18 protein-coding genes are annotated in these 17,722 nt (G+C 66.5%); 8 read left to right on the plus strand and 10 right to left on the minus strand.

Annotation, left to right across the window (positions count from 1 at the left end):
- Nucleotides 1-29: 29 nt before the first annotated feature.
- Both hpaE and C0V75_RS14850 read right to left on the minus strand, forming a co-directional pair.
- Nucleotides 30-1,535: a 5-carboxymethyl-2-hydroxymuconate semialdehyde dehydrogenase gene (hpaE, locus tag C0V75_RS14845; protein ID WP_101921721.1), complete on the minus strand. Its 1,506-nt coding sequence runs from the start codon at nt 1,533-1,535 to the stop codon at nt 30-32.
- A complete protein-coding gene (locus C0V75_RS14850; RefSeq protein ID WP_101921722.1) occupies nt 1,532-1,924 on the minus strand; it encodes a 5-carboxymethyl-2-hydroxymuconate Delta-isomerase in 393 nt (130 codons plus the stop codon). The genes hpaE and C0V75_RS14850 overlap by 4 nt, the downstream gene beginning before the upstream one ends.
- A 105-nt stretch (nt 1,925-2,029) precedes the next feature.
- Here C0V75_RS14850 and hpaR point away from each other — a divergent pair, with 105 nt between their 5' ends.
- Entirely contained in the window at nt 2,030-2,482 is a 453-nt protein-coding gene (gene hpaR, locus C0V75_RS14855; protein ID WP_101921723.1) for a homoprotocatechuate degradation operon regulator HpaR, read from the plus strand.
- A gap of 13 nt (nt 2,483-2,495) precedes the next feature.
- On the opposite strand, the gene C0V75_RS14860 is transcribed toward hpaR, so the two are convergent.
- Genes C0V75_RS14860 through C0V75_RS14880 form a run of 5 tightly spaced genes read right to left on the minus strand, consistent with a single transcriptional unit; the run spans nt 2,496 to nt 8,281 of the window.
- Nucleotides 2,496-3,734 carry a Tm-1-like ATP-binding domain-containing protein gene (locus C0V75_RS14860; protein ID WP_101921724.1) on the minus strand — a complete coding sequence of 413 codons (1,239 nt, stop codon included), beginning with the start codon at nt 3,732-3,734 and terminating at the stop codon, nt 2,496-2,498.
- Nucleotides 3,734-5,221: an aldehyde dehydrogenase family protein gene (locus C0V75_RS14865; RefSeq protein WP_101921725.1), complete on the minus strand. Its 1,488-nt coding sequence runs from the start codon at nt 5,219-5,221 to the stop codon at nt 3,734-3,736. The genes C0V75_RS14860 and C0V75_RS14865 overlap by 1 nt, the downstream gene beginning before the upstream one ends.
- The gene (locus C0V75_RS14870) at nt 5,211-6,713 is read right to left on the minus strand and encodes a tripartite tricarboxylate transporter permease (RefSeq protein WP_101921726.1); all 1,503 of its coding nucleotides are present in this window, start codon (nt 6,711-6,713) and stop codon (nt 5,211-5,213) included. The genes C0V75_RS14865 and C0V75_RS14870 overlap by 11 nt, the downstream gene beginning before the upstream one ends.
- Nucleotides 6,714-6,724: 11 nt before the next feature.
- Nucleotides 6,725-7,276 carry a tripartite tricarboxylate transporter TctB family protein gene (locus C0V75_RS14875; RefSeq protein WP_101921727.1) on the minus strand — a complete coding sequence of 184 codons (552 nt, stop codon included), beginning with the start codon at nt 7,274-7,276 and terminating at the stop codon, nt 6,725-6,727.
- Between the two features lie 57 nt (nt 7,277-7,333).
- Nucleotides 7,334-8,281 carry a tripartite tricarboxylate transporter substrate binding protein gene (locus C0V75_RS14880; RefSeq protein WP_101921728.1) on the minus strand — a complete coding sequence of 316 codons (948 nt, stop codon included), beginning with the start codon at nt 8,279-8,281 and terminating at the stop codon, nt 7,334-7,336.
- A gap of 143 nt (nt 8,282-8,424) precedes the next feature.
- Here C0V75_RS14880 and C0V75_RS14885 point away from each other — a divergent pair, with 143 nt between their 5' ends.
- Genes C0V75_RS14885 through C0V75_RS14900 form a run of 4 tightly spaced genes read left to right on the plus strand, consistent with a single transcriptional unit; the run spans nt 8,425 to nt 12,181 of the window.
- Nucleotides 8,425-9,210, plus strand: a complete 786-nt coding sequence (locus C0V75_RS14885) for an IclR family transcriptional regulator (RefSeq protein ID WP_101921729.1) — start codon at nt 8,425-8,427, stop codon at nt 9,208-9,210.
- A 19-nt stretch (nt 9,211-9,229) separates the two neighbouring features.
- Complete coding sequence (locus tag C0V75_RS14890; protein WP_101921730.1) at nt 9,230-10,582, plus strand: aminotransferase class III-fold pyridoxal phosphate-dependent enzyme; 1,353 nt, start codon at nt 9,230-9,232, stop codon at nt 10,580-10,582.
- Between the two features lie 2 nt (nt 10,583-10,584).
- Nucleotides 10,585-11,460 (plus strand): MBL fold metallo-hydrolase, encoded by an 876-nt coding sequence (locus C0V75_RS14895; protein WP_101921731.1) that lies wholly within the window; start codon nt 10,585-10,587, stop codon nt 11,458-11,460.
- Nucleotides 11,461-11,512: 52 nt separating this feature from the next.
- A complete protein-coding gene (locus tag C0V75_RS14900; RefSeq protein ID WP_101921732.1) occupies nt 11,513-12,181 on the plus strand; it encodes a GntR family transcriptional regulator in 669 nt (222 codons plus the stop codon).
- Here the strand turns inward: C0V75_RS14900 and C0V75_RS14905 are convergent.
- Nucleotides 12,178-12,882 (minus strand): type 1 glutamine amidotransferase, encoded by a 705-nt coding sequence (locus tag C0V75_RS14905; protein ID WP_101921733.1) that lies wholly within the window; start codon nt 12,880-12,882, stop codon nt 12,178-12,180. The two genes, C0V75_RS14900 and C0V75_RS14905, sit on opposite strands and share 4 nt — an antisense overlap.
- Before the next feature lie 70 nt (nt 12,883-12,952).
- Here C0V75_RS14905 and C0V75_RS14910 point away from each other — a divergent pair, with 70 nt between their 5' ends.
- From C0V75_RS14910 to C0V75_RS14920, 3 genes are read left to right on the plus strand one after another with little or no spacing between them, the layout of a single operon-like run.
- A complete protein-coding gene (locus tag C0V75_RS14910; RefSeq protein WP_101921795.1) occupies nt 12,953-14,209 on the plus strand; it encodes a cytochrome P450 in 1,257 nt (418 codons plus the stop codon).
- A 32-nt stretch (nt 14,210-14,241) separates the two neighbouring features.
- Nucleotides 14,242-15,534, plus strand: a complete 1,293-nt coding sequence (locus C0V75_RS14915; protein ID WP_101921734.1) for a glutamine synthetase family protein — start codon at nt 14,242-14,244, stop codon at nt 15,532-15,534.
- A gap of 10 nt (nt 15,535-15,544) precedes the next feature.
- Entirely contained in the window at nt 15,545-15,859 is a 315-nt protein-coding gene (locus tag C0V75_RS14920) for a 2Fe-2S iron-sulfur cluster-binding protein (protein ID WP_101921796.1), read from the plus strand.
- Nucleotides 15,860-15,896: 37 nt separating this feature from the next.
- On the opposite strand, the gene C0V75_RS14925 is transcribed toward C0V75_RS14920, so the two are convergent.
- Nucleotides 15,897-16,097, minus strand: coding sequence for a DUF2783 domain-containing protein (locus C0V75_RS14925; protein WP_101921735.1), 201 nt, complete (start codon nt 16,095-16,097; stop codon nt 15,897-15,899).
- Nucleotides 16,098-16,100: 3 nt separating this feature from the next.
- Nucleotides 16,101-17,717, minus strand: coding sequence for an FAD-dependent oxidoreductase (locus C0V75_RS14930; protein WP_101921736.1), 1,617 nt, complete (start codon nt 17,715-17,717; stop codon nt 16,101-16,103).
- Between the last annotated feature and the right edge of the window lie 5 nt (nt 17,718-17,722).

Consider the following 17,722-nt stretch of genomic DNA (forward strand, 5'->3'; position numbering starts at 1 on the left):
GGCTCCTTTCGGTTGGGCGGGCGGGCGGGTCAGACGCCGAGCCGCTGCATCTTGTGCTGCCCGAGGGCGAAGGCGGTGTTCTTGGTTTCCATGTAGAATTCGAAGGACCAGTCGCCGCCGTCGCGGCCGATGCCGGATGCCTTGACCCCGCCGAAGGGCGTGGGGAGGTGGCGGACATTCTCGGAATTCACCCAGATCATCCCCGCCTCCAGCCGATCGCTGATGCGGAGGGCGCGGGTGAGATCATTGGTCCAGACATAGCCGGTGAGGCCGTAGGCCACGCCATTGGCGATGGCGAGCGCCTCGTCTTCGTCGCGGAAGCGGAGGGAGGTGAGGAAGGGGCCGAACACCTCTTCCTGCGCGATGCGCATGTCGGGGCGGGCATCGGTGAAGAGCGTGGGGCGGATGAACCAGCCGTTTTCGCCGACGCGGTTGCCGCCGGCGGCGAGGGTTGCCCCTTCGGCCTGACCGATGGCGACATAGCGGGCGACCTTTTCGAAATGCGTCTGGTGGATGAGGGGGCCGATCTCGGTGGCGGGATCGAGCGGGTGGCCGACCTTGATCTGGTTGACCCGCTGGATCAGGCGGGCGTGGAAATCTTCGGCGATGCTGTCCTGCACCAGAAGGCGCGAGGAGGAGGTGCAGCGTTCGCCGTTGAGCGAGTAGATCATGAAGATGACGGCATCGAGAGCGCGGTCGAGATCGGCATCTTCGAAGACGAGGACGGGGTTCTTTCCGCCCAGTTCGAAATGGACGCGTTTGAGCGTGTCGGCCCCCTGTTTCATGATCTGGCTGCCGGTGCGGGATTCGCCGACGAAGGCGATGGCCTTGATGTCGGGATGTTCGGTGAGCGCCTTGCCCGCGCCTTCGCCCATACCGTTGACGAGGTTCAGCACGCCGGGAGGAAGGCCGGCCTCGTGGCAGATTTCGGCCAGAAGGCGGGCTGTGAGGGGGCTGAACTCGGCCGGTTTGTGAACGACGGTGCAGCCCGCGGCGAGGGCGGGGGCGATCTTCCAGGTGGAGAGCATGAAGGGCGTGTTCCACGGGGTGATCACGCCGACCGGGCCGATGGGGTGACGGCTGGTGATGTTGAGGTGATCGGGCGAGGGCAGGCTTTGCCCGTCGCGGGCGCCGGGGGCGAGATCGGCGAAGAAGCGGAAGTTTTCCGCGCCGCGCAGCGCGGCCTTGGACATGAAGCGCCAGGCCTGACCGGTATCCCAGCATTCGCAGAGGGCGATTTCTTCGGCGCGGGCTTCGATCCCGTCGGCGATGCGGTGCAGGATCGCCTTGCGTTGCGCCCCCGGCAGCGCGGCCCAGGCCGGGAAGGCGGCCCGCGCAGCCGCAGCCGCCTGATCGACGGTTTCCGCCGTGCCGAGGGCCACGCGGGCGATCAGGCTGTCATCGACGGGGGAGCGGGTTTCGAACCAGTCCGATCCGGCGACATCCTGCCCGCCGATCAGATTGAGGATGCCGTGGTCGCGGAACCGGGCGAGGTGGTAGTCGAGGCGGGCGAGCTGCGTGGCAAGGTCGGTCATGGCTGCTCTCCCGGCAGGTGGCGGCGGATGGAGGAGACTTTGGGCGAAAGCGCGGGGTCGATGTCGCGCATCTCGAAGCTGAGAAGGAAGGAGGAGGAGGCGAGGAGGTCGGCGCAGAAGGATTCGGCAGCGGCGAAGATGTCGGCTGTGGCCTTTGCCTTCGCCTCGGCGCTGCGGCCGGCGCGCAGGCGGAGGGAGATGTCGAGGAAGGCATGGTCCGGGTTGCCGTCGGCGATGACGCAATGGGTGCAGGCGGTGGCGCGGACGCGGATGCCGGCCAGCGGCAGGATGCCCGTGGCGAGGGCGGCGTCGCGCAGCACGCGGCAGAAGGCGGCCATATCCAGCCGGGATTCGAGATTGGCGGAATAGTCGATCTGGATATGCGGCATGGCAGGCCCTCCGATACTTGCTTTGTTAAGTATTTTGCCGGTTTTGTCAATCCGGCTTGCCTGTGGACTTGCTGCCCGCGCCTGCCTTGCGCGATAAGGGCGGGCATGACCGAAAGCCCCAGCCCCCTGCGCCAGACCCGCCGATCCTTGCCCATCGCGCTGTTGCGGGCGCGCGAGGTGGTGATGGGGCCGATCCGCGAGATGCTGGCAGCATCGGGCGTGAATGAACAGAAATGGCGGGTGCTGCGGGTGTTGCAGGAGCAGGGCCCGCTGGAGTTGAGCCAGGTGGCAGAGGCGGCTTGTCTGCTGCTGTCCAGCCTGACGCGGATGGTGCGGCCGATGGAGGAGGAGGGGCTGATTGCCCGTCACACCCCGCCGGAGGACCGCCGCAAGACGGTGATCCGGATCACCGAGGCGGGCGAGGCGCTGATCCATCGGCACGCGGCGGAAAGTGCCGCGATCTTTGCGCGGATCGAGGCGGAGTTCGGGGCGGCGCGGCTGGAGGCGTTGCTGGATCTTCTGGAGAGCCTTCAGAAGATCGACCCGCGCCCGCGCTGAGGCCGCCATCGGATCAGGGCCGTGGCAGAAGGCCTGCGGCGATCCAGCCATCGACAATGGCGAGGGCGGTTTCGGAGAAGGCTGGATCGTTGATATGGGCGGGAATTTCGATCAGCCGGACATTGGGCGGGCAGGATCTGCGGACCTCGTCGAGGAAGGCGGCAAGTCCTTCGGCATCATGCAGCGGGCCTTCGGCGCGGTCCCATTCATTGCCACCTTCGAGGGGCAGGAGGAAGACCGTCTCGCCCTTCGCGGGGGCGAGCTTTTCCATCACGGCGCGGGCCACCATCCGGCGCTGCGGACCGTCCAGCACGACGGAAGAGAGGAGCCGGTTATGGGCGTGGCTTGGATTGGCGGCGAAGCGGTCCGGCAGGGGGTTCCAGCCGACAAGGTCGATCAGGTCGTAGCAGCCGATGGACACGGCCTGTGGCAGACCGCGTGCGCCGGCGGCGGTGAGCCGGTCGGGGCCTGCGCTGATGGCCGAGCCGAAGAGGTGATTGCCCACTTCCTGCGGCGCGAAATCCAGCACGGCGGCGAAGGCGCCTTCGGCGGCGAGGCTTTCGAAGGCGCGGCCGCCCATGCCGGTGGCGTGGAAGACGGCCACTTCGAAGCCGCGCGATTCCAGCGCGGGCTTCAGGTCCACCATGTAGCGCAGGACGGTCTTGCCGAAGCTGGTCATGCCGATGAGGGGGCGGTCGCGGCGGGGCGGTTCCACCGCGCGGGCGGCGCCGAGAACGGCCCCGGCAGCCTGTGACAGCGAGGCCTTGCAGATGGAGTTGAGGCCATAGAGCCCACCCGCCCAGAGGATCATCTGGATATCGGCAGGAAGCCGTTCGGGCGGGATCATGGGCGAGAAGCTGACCGTGGAGACGACATATTTCGGCACGCCTAGCGGCAGCGCGGAGCAGAGGTCGAGGGCAAGGTCGGTGCCCATCGTCCCGCCAAGGACCACGACGCCGTGGATCGCCCCTTCGGCCTGAAGGCGCGCGGCGATGCGGGCCGATCCCTGCGCCATGATCTGCATGGCGACATTCTCATCCTCGGCTGCGATGGCGGCGGCGATGCTGGAGCCTGCCGCCTCGGCCACCTGATGCTTTGAGATATCCGTGGGCTGCGCCGGATCGCCGAGGACGGAGACATCCATCGTCAGCACCCGCCCGCCCTGGGCGCGGATGACATCGGCCATGTAGCCGAGTTCGTCATTCTTGGTGTCCCAGGTGCCTGCGACAAGGATCGTGCGGTCCTGCGTCATCAGAGTCGAATCCATGCGGTCTTGAGGTCGGTGTATTTGTCCAGTGCGTGCAGGGATTTGTCGGCCCCGTTGCCGGATTGCTTGGCCCCTGCCAGCGGGACGGTGACATCGGCGCCGCCATAGGTGTTGACATGGACGACCCCGGCCCGGATGCCGCGCACCATGCGGTGTGCGCGGGACAGGTTCGCTGTCCAGACCCCCGCCGCGAGGCCATAATCGGTGGCATTGGCAAGGCGGAGCGCCTCGGCTTCGGTTTCGAAGGGGGTGACGGCGAGGACGGGGCCGAACACCTCTTCCCGGTAGAGGCGATGGCTGGGGGCGACGCGGGTGACGATGGCCGGGTCCATGTAGTAGCCGCCGGTTTCCGTGAGGATGCGGGTGCCGCCGCGGATGACGTCGGCCCCTTCGGCGCGGGCATCGGCGAGGAAGCGGAGGTTGCCATCCAGTTGCGCCAGCGAATTGACGGCACCGATCTGGGTGGAGAGGTGCAGCGGGTTGCCGACGGCCATGGCGGCGGTGGCCTTTTCCAGGGCCGCGACGAAGGCGTCATGGATCGAGGCTTCGACGAGGAGGCGGGAGCCTGCCACGCAGACCTGCCCGGCATTGCGGAAGATGGCTGTGGCCGCCGCCTTGGCCGCCGCGGCGAGATCGGGCGCGTCGGCAAAGACGATGTTGGGCGATTTCCCCCCGAGTTCCAGGTAGCAGCGTTTCAGGTTCGAGCGGGCGGAGTATTCGAGAAGGCGCCGCCCGGTGGCGCCGGAGCCGGTGAAGACAAGGACATCGACATCGGGGGAAAGGGCGAGCGCCTCGCCCGTGATGCGGCCCGGTCCGGTGACGACGTTGAAGACGCCGGGCGGAACGCCCGCCTCGAGCGCCAGTTCGGCCAGACGCAGCAGGCTGAGCGAGGCGGTTTCGGCGGGTTTGAGCACGACCGAATTGCCCATGGCGAGGGCGGGGGCGATCTTCCAGGCGCCGATCATCAGGGGGAAGTTCCAGGGCACGATGGCGGCCACCACCCCGACGGGTTCGCGGTGGATCAGTGCGAGGACATTGGCGGCGGTCGGGGCCACCTCGCCATAGACCTTGTCGATCGCCTCGGCATAGTAGCGGAAGGTTCCGGCGGCGCTGCCGGGTTCGGCCTTGAGCGCCATGGAGATTTCGGTGCCGTTGTCGCGGACGCCGAGCACGGCCAGTTCAAGGGCATGGGCGTCGATCAGGTCGGCGAGGCGGTGCAGGATCTTCTTGCGTTCGGCCGGGGGTTTGCCGGCCCAGCGCGCGTCTTCGAAGGCAGCACGGGCATCGGCGCAGGCGCGGGCGACATCGGCGGGCGCGGCGGCAGAGAGGGTGGTGATCTGCGCGCCATCCACGGGGGAGAGGACGGGAAGCGGTGCTTCGGACCCGTCCACCCAGTGGCCGCCGATCAGAAGACGCTGCGGCGGGATCGGCGTGGCGGCGAGACGGTCGATGGTGGTTTGGTCAAGTGTCATTGATCTGCCAGTCCTCGCGCGGGCGGCGCGCCTTCAGCGCCCCCCGGATGGTGAAGAAGAGAAGGATGCAAAGCCCCGCCAGCATGATGGCCGAGATGGGCCGCGTGACGAAGATCGAAAGATCGCCCCCTGCCCCGCCGACGGCCTGACGGAAGCGGTTTTCGAGGATCGGTCCCATGACGACGCCGAGAAGGATCGGCGTCAGCGGCCAGCGATGGCTGCGCAGGATGTAGCCGAGAACGGCGAAGCCCATGGCGAGCCCGACATCCGAGAAGTTGTAGTTGGAGGCATAGGTGCCGATCAGTGACAGGGTCATGATCGCCACGCCGAGGAAGCGTTTGTTGATGAGTGCGGCGCGGGCAATCGTGTTGGTGGCCACGAGCAGGAACAGGATGATGACGAAGTTCATGGCGAGCAGCGTCCAGTAGAGCCCTGCCACGAATTCCGGCCGGTTCAGGAAGAGGTCCGGCCCCGGGATGACGTTATGGACGAGAAAGACGGCCAGCATCATGGCGGTGAGTTCCTCGCCCGGAATGCCCAGCGCGAGCATGGGGATCAGCGCGGCCGGGGGGACGGCGTTGTTCGTCGCTTCGGAGACGATGATGCCTTCGGGGGCACCCTTGCCGAAGAGATGGCCTTCCTTCGACAGCTTGCGCGCCCAGACATAATTGACCTGTTGCGCGAGAAATTCGCCCACGCCCGGCATGATGCCGCAGATGATGCCGAAGACGGAGGAGCCGAAGAGCGTGACCTTGTAGCGGAAAATCTCCAGGAAGCCCGAGAAGAAATGGCCCTTGAGCTGCACGGTCTGGCGGGTGGTGTCGCGTCCGGTGAGCTGGATCAGGGCCTCGGACATGGCGAAGAGGCCGATGACCATGGGGACAAGGGGGATGCCCTGGATCAGCCAGCTTTGCCCGAAACTGTAGCGCTGGGTGGAATAGGCGGTCTCGATCCCCACGGTGGCAAGGAAGAGGCCGAAGGCGAGGGCGGCTGTCGCCTCGACCCGACGCCCGCCATGGCCGATCACCACGAGGACGAGGGCGGCGAAGGCCAGCATGGCGAATTCGGCGGAGCCGAAGTTCTTGGCGACTTCGGCCAGGGGTTTGGTCAGCAGCATGAGCGCCAGCACCGCCAGGACGCCGCCGACGAAGGAGGAGGAATAGGCAAGGCTCATGGCGCGGCGGGCCTCGCCGCGTTCGACGAAGGGTTTGGCTTCGAGCGCGGTCAGAACGGCGACGGGGCTGCCGGGGGTGTTGATCATCACGGCGGGGATGGCCGAGCCGTAGGCGGAACCGCAATAGACGCCGAGCAGCAGGGTCATGCCGGTGAGCGGGTCCATGGAAAAGGTCGTGGGCAGGAGGATCGAGATGGTCACCGCCGCCCCGGCGCCGGGAATGGCGCCGACGATGACGCCGAGGATCGCGCCGATGCACATGGTCAGGAAGACCATGGGATCGGCGAGTTGCTGCAAGCCCAGAAGGATGAAGTCCATCGTCGCGCCTTTCAGAACCAGCGCATGAGCGCAAGACGGATGGCATCGGGGAAAAGGTCATAGAATTCGGGCGCGGGCATCCAGACGCCCAGACCGGCCCGGAAGACCCCGATCATGAAGAGTGACAGGCCGATGCCGGCCCAGATCCAGCGGGGGGCGGTGAGACCGACGCGCCAGAGGAGACCGAGGACGAAGACCAGCGTCGAGGGGAAATAGCCGATGTGCTGGATCGCCCAGATATAGACGGCGTAATAGGCAAGGAATTCGGCCGGGCGCAGCCAGCCGACCATCTTTTCCCGCGCCTCGGCCCATTCCTCGGGCGTGGCGGGATTGGCCCGGAGATCGGCAAGGTCGCGCCAGAGGGTAAGAAGGTTGGCCGCAACCAGGACGGCGAGGGCCACGCCGGGGGCGAAGGCGGGGCGCGTCCACCAGCCGCCGGATGCCTGACCGGTGCGGGTGGCCACCCCGATCAAGGCCAGAAGCAGCACGGAGACGGCCGCGAAGATCAGCGCCAGCGCCATGCTTTCGAGCCGGTTCGCCTGTGGTTCGTCCGGGTCCGTCATCCCAAGCCCCCCAGAAAGGAGAGGGGCGCGGCAAGGGTGCCGCGCCCCTTTCGGATATCACTCCGTCACGCCCAGTTTTTCGCGCAGGGCGGCGAGGTCTTTCATGTCCTTGGCGACCTGTTCGGTGGCCGAGGCCTGATCCTGCCAGTAAACCAGCGCGCCGGTCGTCTTGGCAATTTCCTGGGCGGCGTCGCTGGCGACCACGGTCTGGGCGATGGCGGCGATCTTGTCCTTCACCTCTTGCGGGGTGCCTTTCGGGACGAAGAGGCCATTCCAGAGCGAGGAACCGGCGAGGGCGGGCACCTGTTCGCCCAGCGTCGGCACGTCCGGGGTGATCGCGGTGCGGTCGCCGGTGATGGTGGCGAGGACCTTGATCTCGCCCAGGCAGGACAGCACGAGCTGGGCCGTGGTGTTGATCACGTCGGCATCGCCATTGGCGAGGGTGGAGCAATCAACGGCGTCGAAGGCGGCTTCGGCGCTGAAGGTGCCGCCGAGTTCCTGAAGACCGAAGACCGTCATCATCGTGGGTTCGATGCCATAGCCGAAATGGCCGAGGCGGACAGGGTTCGCCTTCGAGTATTCGGCCAGTTCGGCCATGGTGGAATAGGGCGCGTCGGCCTTGGCGGCGATCAGAAAGGGATAGGTCAGGAAGATGCCGACGGGTTCAAGCGCATCGGCGGCGAACTGGGCATCCGGTCCCATCGTCTTGACCGTGGGAATGCCGACGGTGAGCGAGCCGATGGTATAGCCGTCAGGCGATGCGGTGGCGACTTCGAGACCGCCGACGACACCGCCACCGCCCGGCTTGTTCACCACGGCGGCTGGCACGCCGGTCTGGTTCTGGAGTTCCTCGGCGATCATGCGGGTCAGCACGTCTTCGAGATCGCCGGGGGGCCACGGCACGATGAAGGTCACCGGTTTTTCGGGGTATTCCGCGAGGGCGGCCCCGCCGAAGGCAGCAAGGGCAAGCGCGGCGGCGCTGCCCAGAAGGGCGAGTTTCTTCATCTTGCATCTCCGCTGTTGATGGTTCATTATTTGAACCGTTGGTTTGAAAAATAGATTGACAGGCCGAGCGGCAATCTGTCAACAAAAATGCTATGGCGCGTCTGCCGCATTTCGCGGCATGGCGCAGGAGGCCCCGCTGGACGATGGGAACGGTTGGAAAAGCCCTTGATCTTTTGAACCTTTTCACCCGGCAACGGGCGTTGGTCGGGCTGTCGGAGATGGCGCGACTGTCGGGGTTGAACAAGGCGACCTGCCATCGGCTGCTGACAGAGATGGAATCACGCGGCCTGGTGGAGCAGGTCGGGGCCGCACGGGAATACCGGCTTGGCCCGGCGGTGCTGCGCCTTGCCGCGCTGCGCGAGACCGCCGTCCCGACGCGGGATGCGGCGATGCCGGTGTTGCAGGCGCTGGCGCGGGCGACGGGCGAGACGGCGCATCTGTCGCTGCGCGAGGGCGACAAGCTGGTGACCATCGCCTTTGCCTATTCGCCGACCCATGCGACCAAGGTGATGATGGAGGATGCGGACATCCTGCCCTGGCACGCCACCTCATCGGGTCAGGCGGTGATTGCCTTCCTGCCGGAGGCGGAGCGGGAGGCCCTGCTTGCGCGTCCGCTGCCCCGGTTGACGGATGTGACCGAGACGGACCCCGGACAGTTGCGGGCGCGGCTGGATGCGGTGCGGCTGCGCGGTTTTGCCGAGACGACGGGGACATTCGAGACCGATGCGCAGAGCGTTGCGCTGCCGCTGTTCCTGAATGGGGATGAGGCCGTCGGTGCCCTGGGCGTTGCCTTTCCGGCGAACCGATCCACGCCTGACCTTCTGTCCTGCATCCGCCGTGAACTTGCCGGGGCGGCGGCGGAGATCATCGACCTCTGGGGTGGCCAGTCCCCGCCCGGCGTTGCCCTGCTGTGGCAACGTCTCACATGAACAGCCGAAGGAGACAGCCATGAAGGACGAGAATTTTCTCAAGGCGAACAACGCCCGGAGCCTCTGGCATCCGATGACGGCCCCTTCGGACAGCCTGAAGAACGCGCCGACCATCGTGACCGGCGCGCAGGGCGTGCGGATCACCGATCTGGACGGGCATGAGGTGGTGGATGGCGTGGGGGGGCTGTGGAACGTCAACCTGGGCTATTCCTGCCAGCCGGTGAAGGAGGCGATCACGGCGCAACTGGACCGGCTGCCCTATTATTCGATCTTTCGCGGCACGTCGAATGACTGCGTGATCGAACTGGCCGAGGAATTGCGGGCCTTCTTCGAACCGGACGGGCTGAGCCGGGCCTTCTTCACCTCGGGCGGGTCGGACTCGGTGGAGACGGCGCTTCGGCTGGCGCGGCAATATCACAAGATCCGGGGCGAGGCGGGGCGGGTGAAATACCTGTCGCTGAAGAAGGGCTATCACGGCACGCATTTCGGCGGCGCTTCGGTCAATGGCAATGCCAATTTCCGCACCGCCTATGAGCCGCTGCTGCCGGGTTGCCACCATATTCCCGCCCCCTATACCTATCGCAACCCGTTCAATGAAACCGATCCGGCGCGGCTGGCACAGCTTTGCCTTGCGGCGCTGGAGGACGAGATCGCTTTCCAGGGGGCAGGCACCATCGCGGCCTTCATCATGGAGCCCATCCTGGGCGCGGGCGGCGTGATCCCGCCGCATCCGAGTTTCATGCCCGGGGTGGAGGCGATCTGCCGCAAGCATGGCATCCTGCTGATCGCGGATGAGGTCATCACCGCCTTCGGGCGGACGGGGGCCTGGACGGGCAGCCGGTTGTGGGGGGTGAAGCCCGATTTCTGCTGCACGGCGAAGGCGATCACCAACGGCTATTTCCCCTTTGGCGCGGTGATGATCGCGGAAGGCGTGGCGCAGGTCTTCGAAAGCGATGCCAGCGGGAAGGCGGCGATCGGGCATGGCTATACCTATTCCGGCCATCCGGTGGGTGCGGCGGCGGCGCTGGCCTGTCTGGCCGAGACGAAGCGGCTGAACGTGGTGGAGAATGCCGCGGCGCGGGGGACGCAGCTTTACGAAGGCGTGCAGGCCCTGATGGCGCGGCATGAGGTCATTGGCGATGTGCGGGGTGGGCATGGGTTGATGACGGCCATCGAACTGGTGGCGGACAGGGAAACCAAGGCCCCGGCCGACAAGGCGGTGCCGGCCCGCGTGCAGGAAGTGGCCTATCGGGAGGGCGCGATGGTGCGCGTTTCCGGGCCGAACATCATCCTGTCACCCCCGCTGATCCTGACGGCCGAGGATGTGGACGTCATCCTGACCGCGCTGGATGCCGGTTTCGCGGCGTTGTGACGATGGGGGTCGGGGAGGATTTCGTCGCGCTGCTGGGGACGAAGGGCGGCCCGGCGATCCGGACCGGATCGCCGATGCCCACCTCGTCGCTGCTGTCGCTGGGCGGGCAGCGGGTGGTGGTGGATGCCGGTCTGGGGGTGACGCGGGGGCTGTGCGATCAGGGCATGGCGCTGAAGGACATCGCGACGGTCTTCATCACCCATCTGCATTCGGATCATTATCTGGAACTCGGGCCCCTGTTGCACACGGCCTGGACGGCGGGGCTGAAGACGCCGGTCCGGGTCTGGGGGCCGTCGGGACTTGCGACCTATTTCGAGGGGTTCTTCCTTTCGATGAAGGAGGATATCGACACGCGGATCGAGGATGAGGGGCGGCCCGACCTGCGCGACCTGATTTCCTGCCATGTGATCCGGGCGGGAGAGGCGATCACCGAAGGGGCGATCACGGTGGAGGCGATGCCGTCGATCCATCCGCCGCTGACGGAGAGCTGGTCGCTGTCCTTCCGGGGGGCGGGGCGGCGGGTCGTGTTTTCCGGCGATACGGCGCATAATCCGGCGCTGGTTGAGTTTGCGCGGGGCGCGGACCTACTGATCCATGAGGTGATGCTGGCCGAGGGGCTGGAGGCGTTGCAGCGGCGGATCGGCAATGGCGATGACCGGCTGATGAAGCATTGGCTTCGGGCGCATACGCTGGCATCCGATGCGGCGGCGGTGGCACGCGAGGCCGGGGTCGGGGCGCTGGCGCTGCATCATCTGATCCCGTCGGATGATCCGGCTTTCGGTGTCGAGGACTGGCATCGGGCCTGTGCGCCCCAATGGACCGGTCCGCTGCATGTGGGGCGGGACGGGCTGCGGATCGACCTGCCGCCGAAGGGGTGACAAGGCGGCGCACCCGTGGCAGGGTCGCGCCCTCATCCGAGGCGGCAGGACCATGAGCAGCACCCCCTTCCCCGGCCCGCAGATCCCGACCCTTGTCCAGCATGTGCTGGCGCGGATCGACCTTGGCCAGCTTAACCCCGGCGATCTGCTGGACGAGGCGGAACTGTCCGAGACATATGGCGTGTCCCGCACCCCGGTGCGCGAGGCGATCCTGTATCTGGAGGCGCTGGGTCTGGTCCGGCGATTGCCGCGCAAGGGGGCGACGATCTTTCGGCCCACGCTGGAGGAGTTTCTGGCGATCCTTGAGGTCCATGCCAAGCTGGAGGGACAGGCGGCGGGGCTGGCGGCGCGGCGGCTGTCGCGGCAGGGGGCGGCCGATCTGGAAGCGGCGGTGGCGGCCTGCGAGGCGCATGCGCGGGCGCAGCCCGATGCCGACCCGGACGGGTATTACCAGCATAACCTGCGCTTCCATGAATGCGTGGCCATCGCGTCGGGGAATGGGGTGCTGCTCGAGTCGCTGAAGACCAATGCGCGGAAGTTGCTGGCCTATTACCGGGCGCGCTATCGCTTTGCCGGGGCGATCACGCGATCGGCGTCGGAGCATCGGGCCATCGCGCGGATGATCACCGACCGGGATTCCGCCGGGGCGGAGGCGGCAATGCAGGCGCATGTGCAATTCGATCAGGTGACCGCGATGGACCTGATCGCCGCGCTGTCCTAGGCCGCCTGTTCGAAGAAGCGCGCGATCCATTCGGCGAAGCGCGGGCCTTCGATGCCGGGAGCCAGCGCGGCGCGGGCGGTCTGGCCCACCTCGGGCGGGAAATGGGGGGCGAATTCCTCGACCAGCGCGGCGGCGAAGTCGGGCGTCATCTCGGGGTGGTGTTGCGTGGCGAAGACGCGGTTGCCGATGCGGTAGGCGGCGACGGGGCAGCCGGGCGAGTGGCCGATCACCTCGGCACCCGGCGGAAGGGCGAGCACCTGTTCGCCATGGGCGGCGGCGAGGCGGATGCGGGGTGCGGCATCCATCCAGGGGGCGGGCGCGGTGATTTCGGTTTCCGAAGCGCCGAGGACGAAGGGGCCGGGATTGGCACCGACCCGGCCCCCGAGCGCCTGTGCGATGGCCTGATGGCCGAAGCAGGCCCCGACCATGGGCAAACCCGCCGCATGGGCCGTACGGATCAGGGCCATGAGCCGGACGATCCAGGGGTCGGCGTCCCGCACGGAGGCGGGGCTGCCGCCGATCAGGAGACCGTCGAAACCCTTGATGTCTTCGGGGAATTCGCCTTTCGGAAGGTCGAAGGCCGTCATGTGCCAGTCGGGGCGGACGGCGGCGATCAGGTGGCGGAACTTTTCGGCATCGCGGGGATGGCGTGCGGCGAAATCCGAGTCATCCGTATTCGTCACCAGCAGCGCGATATGCATGAAGTTTTTCCTTTACATATTTATAGGCCGTATCATTATGCAAAAATGATGTGACGGCAAGGAGGCAATGATGACGGTCTGGACGCCCAGCGATGACGGCCATGCCGATCTGACCAGCCATGACACCTTTCTGAACGGTGCGCCGCACAACACCTTTGCCCGGTTGCGCCGGGACGACCCCATGCATTGGACAGAATGGGATCAGGGCCAGCCTTTCTGGTCGGTCACGCGGCATGCCGACATCCATGCCCTGAACGGCAAGCCGGACCTGCTGTCTTCGGCGCGGGGAATCCGGATGGAGGATCAGAGTTACGAGGAGTATCTTGCCCGGCGGACCTTTCAGGAAACCGATCCGCCCGAACACATGATGACGCGGGTGAAGGTGGCAAAGGCCTTTTCCAAGCCCGTGGTGGCCGGGTTCGAGCAGGCGATCCGCGACCTGTGCACCGACATCCTGGATCAGGCGCTGGCGAAGGGCACGTTCGATGCGACCAAGGACATCGCGCGGGAATTGCCGATGCGGATGCTGGGGCGGATCGTCGGGCTGCCGGATGAGGATTTGCCCTGGCTGGTGGAGAAGGGCGATGCGCTGATTGCCAATACGGACCCGGATTTCACGGAGCACGTTCTGGACAAGCTGACGACGGACGAGTTCCGCATGATGCCCTTCAACTCGCCCGCCGGGGCGGAGCTGTTTGTCTATGCCAAGGACCTGATGGCGCGGAAGGCGGCAGCGGGGGATACGTCGGGGGTGTTGCACCTGATCCTGCAACCGGGACCGGATGGATCGGTCCTGCCGGAGCATGAGTTCCGCAACTTCTTTTGCCTGATCGTGGCGGCGGGCAACGATACCACGCGCTATTCCATCGCGGCGGGCATTCAGGCGCTGGCGCATCAGCCGGAACTGCTGCCGCTGATCCAGAGCGGGGCGGTGGATGACACGATGGCGGATGAGATCATCCGCTGGGCTTCGCCCACCTCCTATTTCCGGCGCACGGCGACGCGGGATTTCGAGATGCATGGCAAGCAGATCAGGGCGGGGGACAAGGTTCTGTACTGGTTCGCCTCGGCCAATCGGGATGAGGAGGCCTTTGACGCGCCCTTCCGGGTGGATCTGGGCCGCAACCCGAACCGCCATCTGGCCTTTGGCCAGGGGGGGCCGCATCTCTGCCTTGGGATGTGGCTGGCGCGGCTGGAAGTGCGTGTGCTGTTCCAGGAACTGGCCAAGCGCATCCGGGCCATCGAACCTGCGGGGGAACAGAAGTTCCTGCGATCCAACTTCGTGGCCGGGCTGAAATCGCTGCCCGTTCATGTGACACTGAAATGAACAAGCAAGAACAGTGAACAGGGAGTGACATCATGGCGGACCGCCTCAGGGCCATGTTCTGCGATCATCTGAGCCTGATGCGCGGCAAGTATCTGCCCGCATCGAAGATGAAATCCGACGGCACGCGGCTGGCGCGGCCCACCTTCAGCGTGCATTGGGACAAGGACCTGATCCTTGACGCGCCGCATACGAAATGCCGCGAGGGTATTCCCGACATGGAATTCCGCTGGGACGGCGCGGAAATCCGCGAGGGATGGGAGCCGAATACCAAGGTGGTGACGGGCGACCTGTATGACAGCGAGGGGGTGCCGCTGCCGCTCTGCCCGCGCGGGGCGCTGAAGCGGGCGGTGGCGGACTGGAAGCGGCACGGGCTGGTGCCGAAGGTAGGGATCGAGCTGGAGGCCTTTGCCTTCGAGATCGGCGAGGATGGCGGCCTGTCGCCGCTGCATGCGCCGGGCGGGATCGTCTATGGGACGGGGCCCTTCGCCGATCCGGCGGGGTTCACGGATGCGATCTGGAACCGGGCGGAGGAGGCCGGGTTCCGGCTGGAACTGATCACCGCCGAGTATGACACGCCGCAATACGAATTCACGCTGGCCTATGACGAGGCGGTGAAGGCGGTGGACGAGATGGTATTGTTCCGCCAGATGGCCCGCGAAGTGGCGCTGGAGCATGGCATCCTGCTGACCTTCCTGCCCAAGCCGATTCTGGAAAAAGGCGGGTCGGGGCTGCATTTCAACCTGTCTTTCGCCGATGCGTCGGGAAAGAACGCGCTGATGACCGGGCCGAAGGGCGGGCCTGCGCAGATGAATGATCTGGCGCGGGGCTGCGTGGCGGGGTGGATGCGGCATCACAAGGGGCTGGCGGGCATTCTGGCGCCGACGGTGGGGTCCTATCTGCGGCTGCAACCTGCCTCCATGTCGGGCTATTGGTGCAACTGGGGCGGGGATCATCGCGGCGTCACGGTCCGCGTGTCGGAAGAGGGCGGCGCGAAGACGCGGCTGGAGCACCGCATGGCGGATGCAAGCTGCAACCCCTATACGGCGCTGGCGGCCCTGTTGCAGGCGGCGCGGCTGGGTGTGGAGCAGGGATATCCGCTGCCCGAGGCAGAGGCGGGCGACTGTTTCGAGCGGACAGATGCAGGCCATGGCGTGGCCGCTTCGCTGGCCGAGGCGATGGATGATCTGGAGGCCGATGCCGCCCTTGGCGATGCTTTGGGGCGCGAGATCACGGACCACCACATCTTCATGAAGCGGATTGAGGTGGACAAGACGGCGGGCCTCGAAGGGGCGGCGCTGCGCGACTATTACATCTGGTATGTCTGAGGGAATGGCGATGCAGGCGACGTGGGAATTGCCCGACGGGCGGAAGATCACGCTGGACGTGGCGGAAGGGATGAACCTGATGCAGGCCGCCGTGGCGCGGGGCATTCCGGGCGTGGTGGGGGAATGCGGCGGGTCGATGTCCTGCGCGACATGCCATGTGGTGGTGACGCCTGACTGGGCGGAGCGCGCGGGCCCGCCCGGGCCGTTCGAGGAGGATATGCTGGACATAACCGAGGCGGGGCGGCAGCCGGCTTCGCGCCTGTCCTGCCAGATCCGGATGACCGCCGACCTGGACGGGATCGTTGTGCAGGTGCCGGCCGTCTAGGACGCCTTCGCCGCGCCCGGCAATGCCCGGCCCGACCTCAGGGCGCGGCCGGGCGGGGATCGCGGGCGAGGCGCATCGCCTCGGCCAGGATGGCATGATCACCGATATGGTTCATCAGGATCAGGATCAGCCGGGCGTTGAGGGCGTGGCTTTCCGCCTCGGTCAGACCGTCATGGGTGGCGATCAGCCTCGCATAGGATTCGTCGGCCCGGGTGAGGTTTGGCGTGGTGATGAGCATGGGTCATTCCTTTCCGATGGCACGGGCAAGGGCCTGACCCAGCGCGGCTGACTCGAACCGATCCCAGCGGGCCGCGACGTGCTGGTCGGGGCGGATGAGATAGACGGCCCCTGGCACATCGCCCAGATAGCGGGCGGCCAGTTCGGGGCTGGGGTCGAGCGTCAGCCCGTCCACCGCCAGCCCGTGCAGGGTGAGTTGGGGCGGCACCTCGATGCCGATCCCGAGCAGGGTGAAGCCGCGCCCGAGTTGCGCGAGGAGCCATCCCCCGGCCAGAGGTGCATCGGGACAGGGTGAGCCCGGCCGCGTGCGCGGCGGCATTTGCGGGTGGTCAGGCCCGTTGAGCGCCGACCCGTCATAGGTGCAGGGCAGAGACAGGCGGCCCGAATTGACCACCGTCCTTGCGAAGGGAAGGGTCTCGGCAAGGTCGAGGACGGCGTTGCGGAACATACGGGAGACCGGGGTCTTGGGCGTGATGAAATCCGTGGAGCGGGTGGAGTTCAGGATGTTCTCCTCTGCCCCGTGGACGCGTTCGGCATCATAGCTGTCGAGCAGGCTGTCCGGGGCCGCGCCCTGAACCACCAGCGCCAGCTTCCAGGCGAGGTTGTCCACATCCTGGATGCCAGAATTCGCGCCGCGTGCGCCGAAGGGACTCACCTGATGGGCGGAATCGCCCGCGAAGAGGACGCGGCCATGCCGGAAGCGTTCCATGCGGCGGCACTGGAAGGTGTAGATGGAACACCAGTCCAGTTCATAGTCCACACCGGGACCCAGCATCGCATCGACGCGCGCCCGGATGCGGGCGGGTTCCAGTTCCTTGGCGCGGTCGATGTTCCAGCCAAGCTGGAAGTCGATGCGCCAGATGTCATCGGGCTGTTTGTGGAGGAGGGCGGAATCGCCGGATTTGAAATGCGGTTCGAACCAGAACCAGCGTTCTGTCGGGAAATCCGCCTTCATCTTCACGTCAGCTATCAGGAAGTTGTCCTCGAAAACCCGGCCTTCGAAGCCCAATCCCATCATGCCGCGCAGGGGGCTGCGGGCGCCGTCGCAGGCGATGAGCCAATCCGCCTCGAGGTGGTAGGGGCCATCAGGTGTCATCACCGTGAGAGTGACGTGATCCGTGTCGGGGGTGATCGCATCAACCCGGTTCTTGCCGCGCAATTCGATGGGTGCGCCTTCTGCCTGGGCCGAGAGGATGGCGTCATGGAGGAACTTTTCGAACCAGGGTTGCTGGAGGTTGATGAAGGCGGGCATGGCATGGCCGCCTTCGGGCAGGAGGTTGAACTCGTAGAGCAGGCGGTCGTCACGGAAGACCTTGCCGAGGTTCCATTGCACGCCCTTTTCCAGCATCGGCGCGGCAGCCCCGAGACGGTCGCAGATTTCCAGCGTGCGCTTGGCAAAGCAGAGCGCGCGACTGCCGAGGCCGGGGCCTTCGTGATCGTCCAGCAGCAGGACGGGGATGGCCCGGCGGCCCAGATCGAGGGCGGTGGCCAGCCCGACCGGGCCGCCGCCGACCACGATCACCCGGTGGCGGACGGGAGCGCGTGCATCCTGATCCGGCGAGCGTGCATAGGGGTAGAGACGGAAGGCCAGCGCATAGCGTTCCGGGACGTCATGTTTCATCCGTT

Origin of the sequence: Tabrizicola sp. TH137 (assembly GCF_002855575.1) — a bacterium.
Taxonomy (GTDB): domain Bacteria; phylum Pseudomonadota; class Alphaproteobacteria; order Rhodobacterales; family Rhodobacteraceae; genus Paragemmobacter.

Coding starts and splice junctions, on each gene's coding strand:
- hpaE (WP_101921721.1), bottom strand. CDS start 1,535: ATGACCGACCTTGCCACGCAGCTCGCCCGCCTCGACTACCACCTCGCC.
- C0V75_RS14850 (WP_101921722.1), bottom strand. CDS start 1,924: ATGCCGCATATCCAGATCGACTATTCCGCCAATCTCGAATCCCGGCTG.
- hpaR (WP_101921723.1), top strand. CDS start 2,030: ATGACCGAAAGCCCCAGCCCCCTGCGCCAGACCCGCCGATCCTTGCCC.
- C0V75_RS14860 (WP_101921724.1), bottom strand. CDS start 3,734: ATGACGCAGGACCGCACGATCCTTGTCGCAGGCACCTGGGACACCAAG.
- C0V75_RS14865 (WP_101921725.1), bottom strand. CDS start 5,221: ATGACACTTGACCAAACCACCATCGACCGTCTCGCCGCCACGCCGATC.
- C0V75_RS14870 (WP_101921726.1), bottom strand. CDS start 6,713: ATGGACTTCATCCTTCTGGGCTTGCAGCAACTCGCCGATCCCATGGTC.
- C0V75_RS14875 (WP_101921727.1), bottom strand. CDS start 7,276: ATGACGGACCCGGACGAACCACAGGCGAACCGGCTCGAAAGCATGGCG.
- C0V75_RS14880 (WP_101921728.1), bottom strand. CDS start 8,281: ATGAAGAAACTCGCCCTTCTGGGCAGCGCCGCCGCGCTTGCCCTTGCT.
- C0V75_RS14885 (WP_101921729.1), top strand. CDS start 8,425: ATGGGAACGGTTGGAAAAGCCCTTGATCTTTTGAACCTTTTCACCCGG.
- C0V75_RS14890 (WP_101921730.1), top strand. CDS start 9,230: ATGAAGGACGAGAATTTTCTCAAGGCGAACAACGCCCGGAGCCTCTGG.
- C0V75_RS14895 (WP_101921731.1), top strand. CDS start 10,585: ATGGGGGTCGGGGAGGATTTCGTCGCGCTGCTGGGGACGAAGGGCGGC.
- C0V75_RS14900 (WP_101921732.1), top strand. CDS start 11,513: ATGAGCAGCACCCCCTTCCCCGGCCCGCAGATCCCGACCCTTGTCCAG.
- C0V75_RS14905 (WP_101921733.1), bottom strand. CDS start 12,882: ATGCATATCGCGCTGCTGGTGACGAATACGGATGACTCGGATTTCGCC.
- C0V75_RS14910 (WP_101921795.1), top strand. CDS start 12,953: ATGACGGTCTGGACGCCCAGCGATGACGGCCATGCCGATCTGACCAGC.
- C0V75_RS14915 (WP_101921734.1), top strand. CDS start 14,242: ATGGCGGACCGCCTCAGGGCCATGTTCTGCGATCATCTGAGCCTGATG.
- C0V75_RS14920 (WP_101921796.1), top strand. CDS start 15,545: ATGCAGGCGACGTGGGAATTGCCCGACGGGCGGAAGATCACGCTGGAC.
- C0V75_RS14925 (WP_101921735.1), bottom strand. CDS start 16,097: ATGCTCATCACCACGCCAAACCTCACCCGGGCCGACGAATCCTATGCG.
- C0V75_RS14930 (WP_101921736.1), bottom strand. CDS start 17,717: ATGAAACATGACGTCCCGGAACGCTATGCGCTGGCCTTCCGTCTCTAC.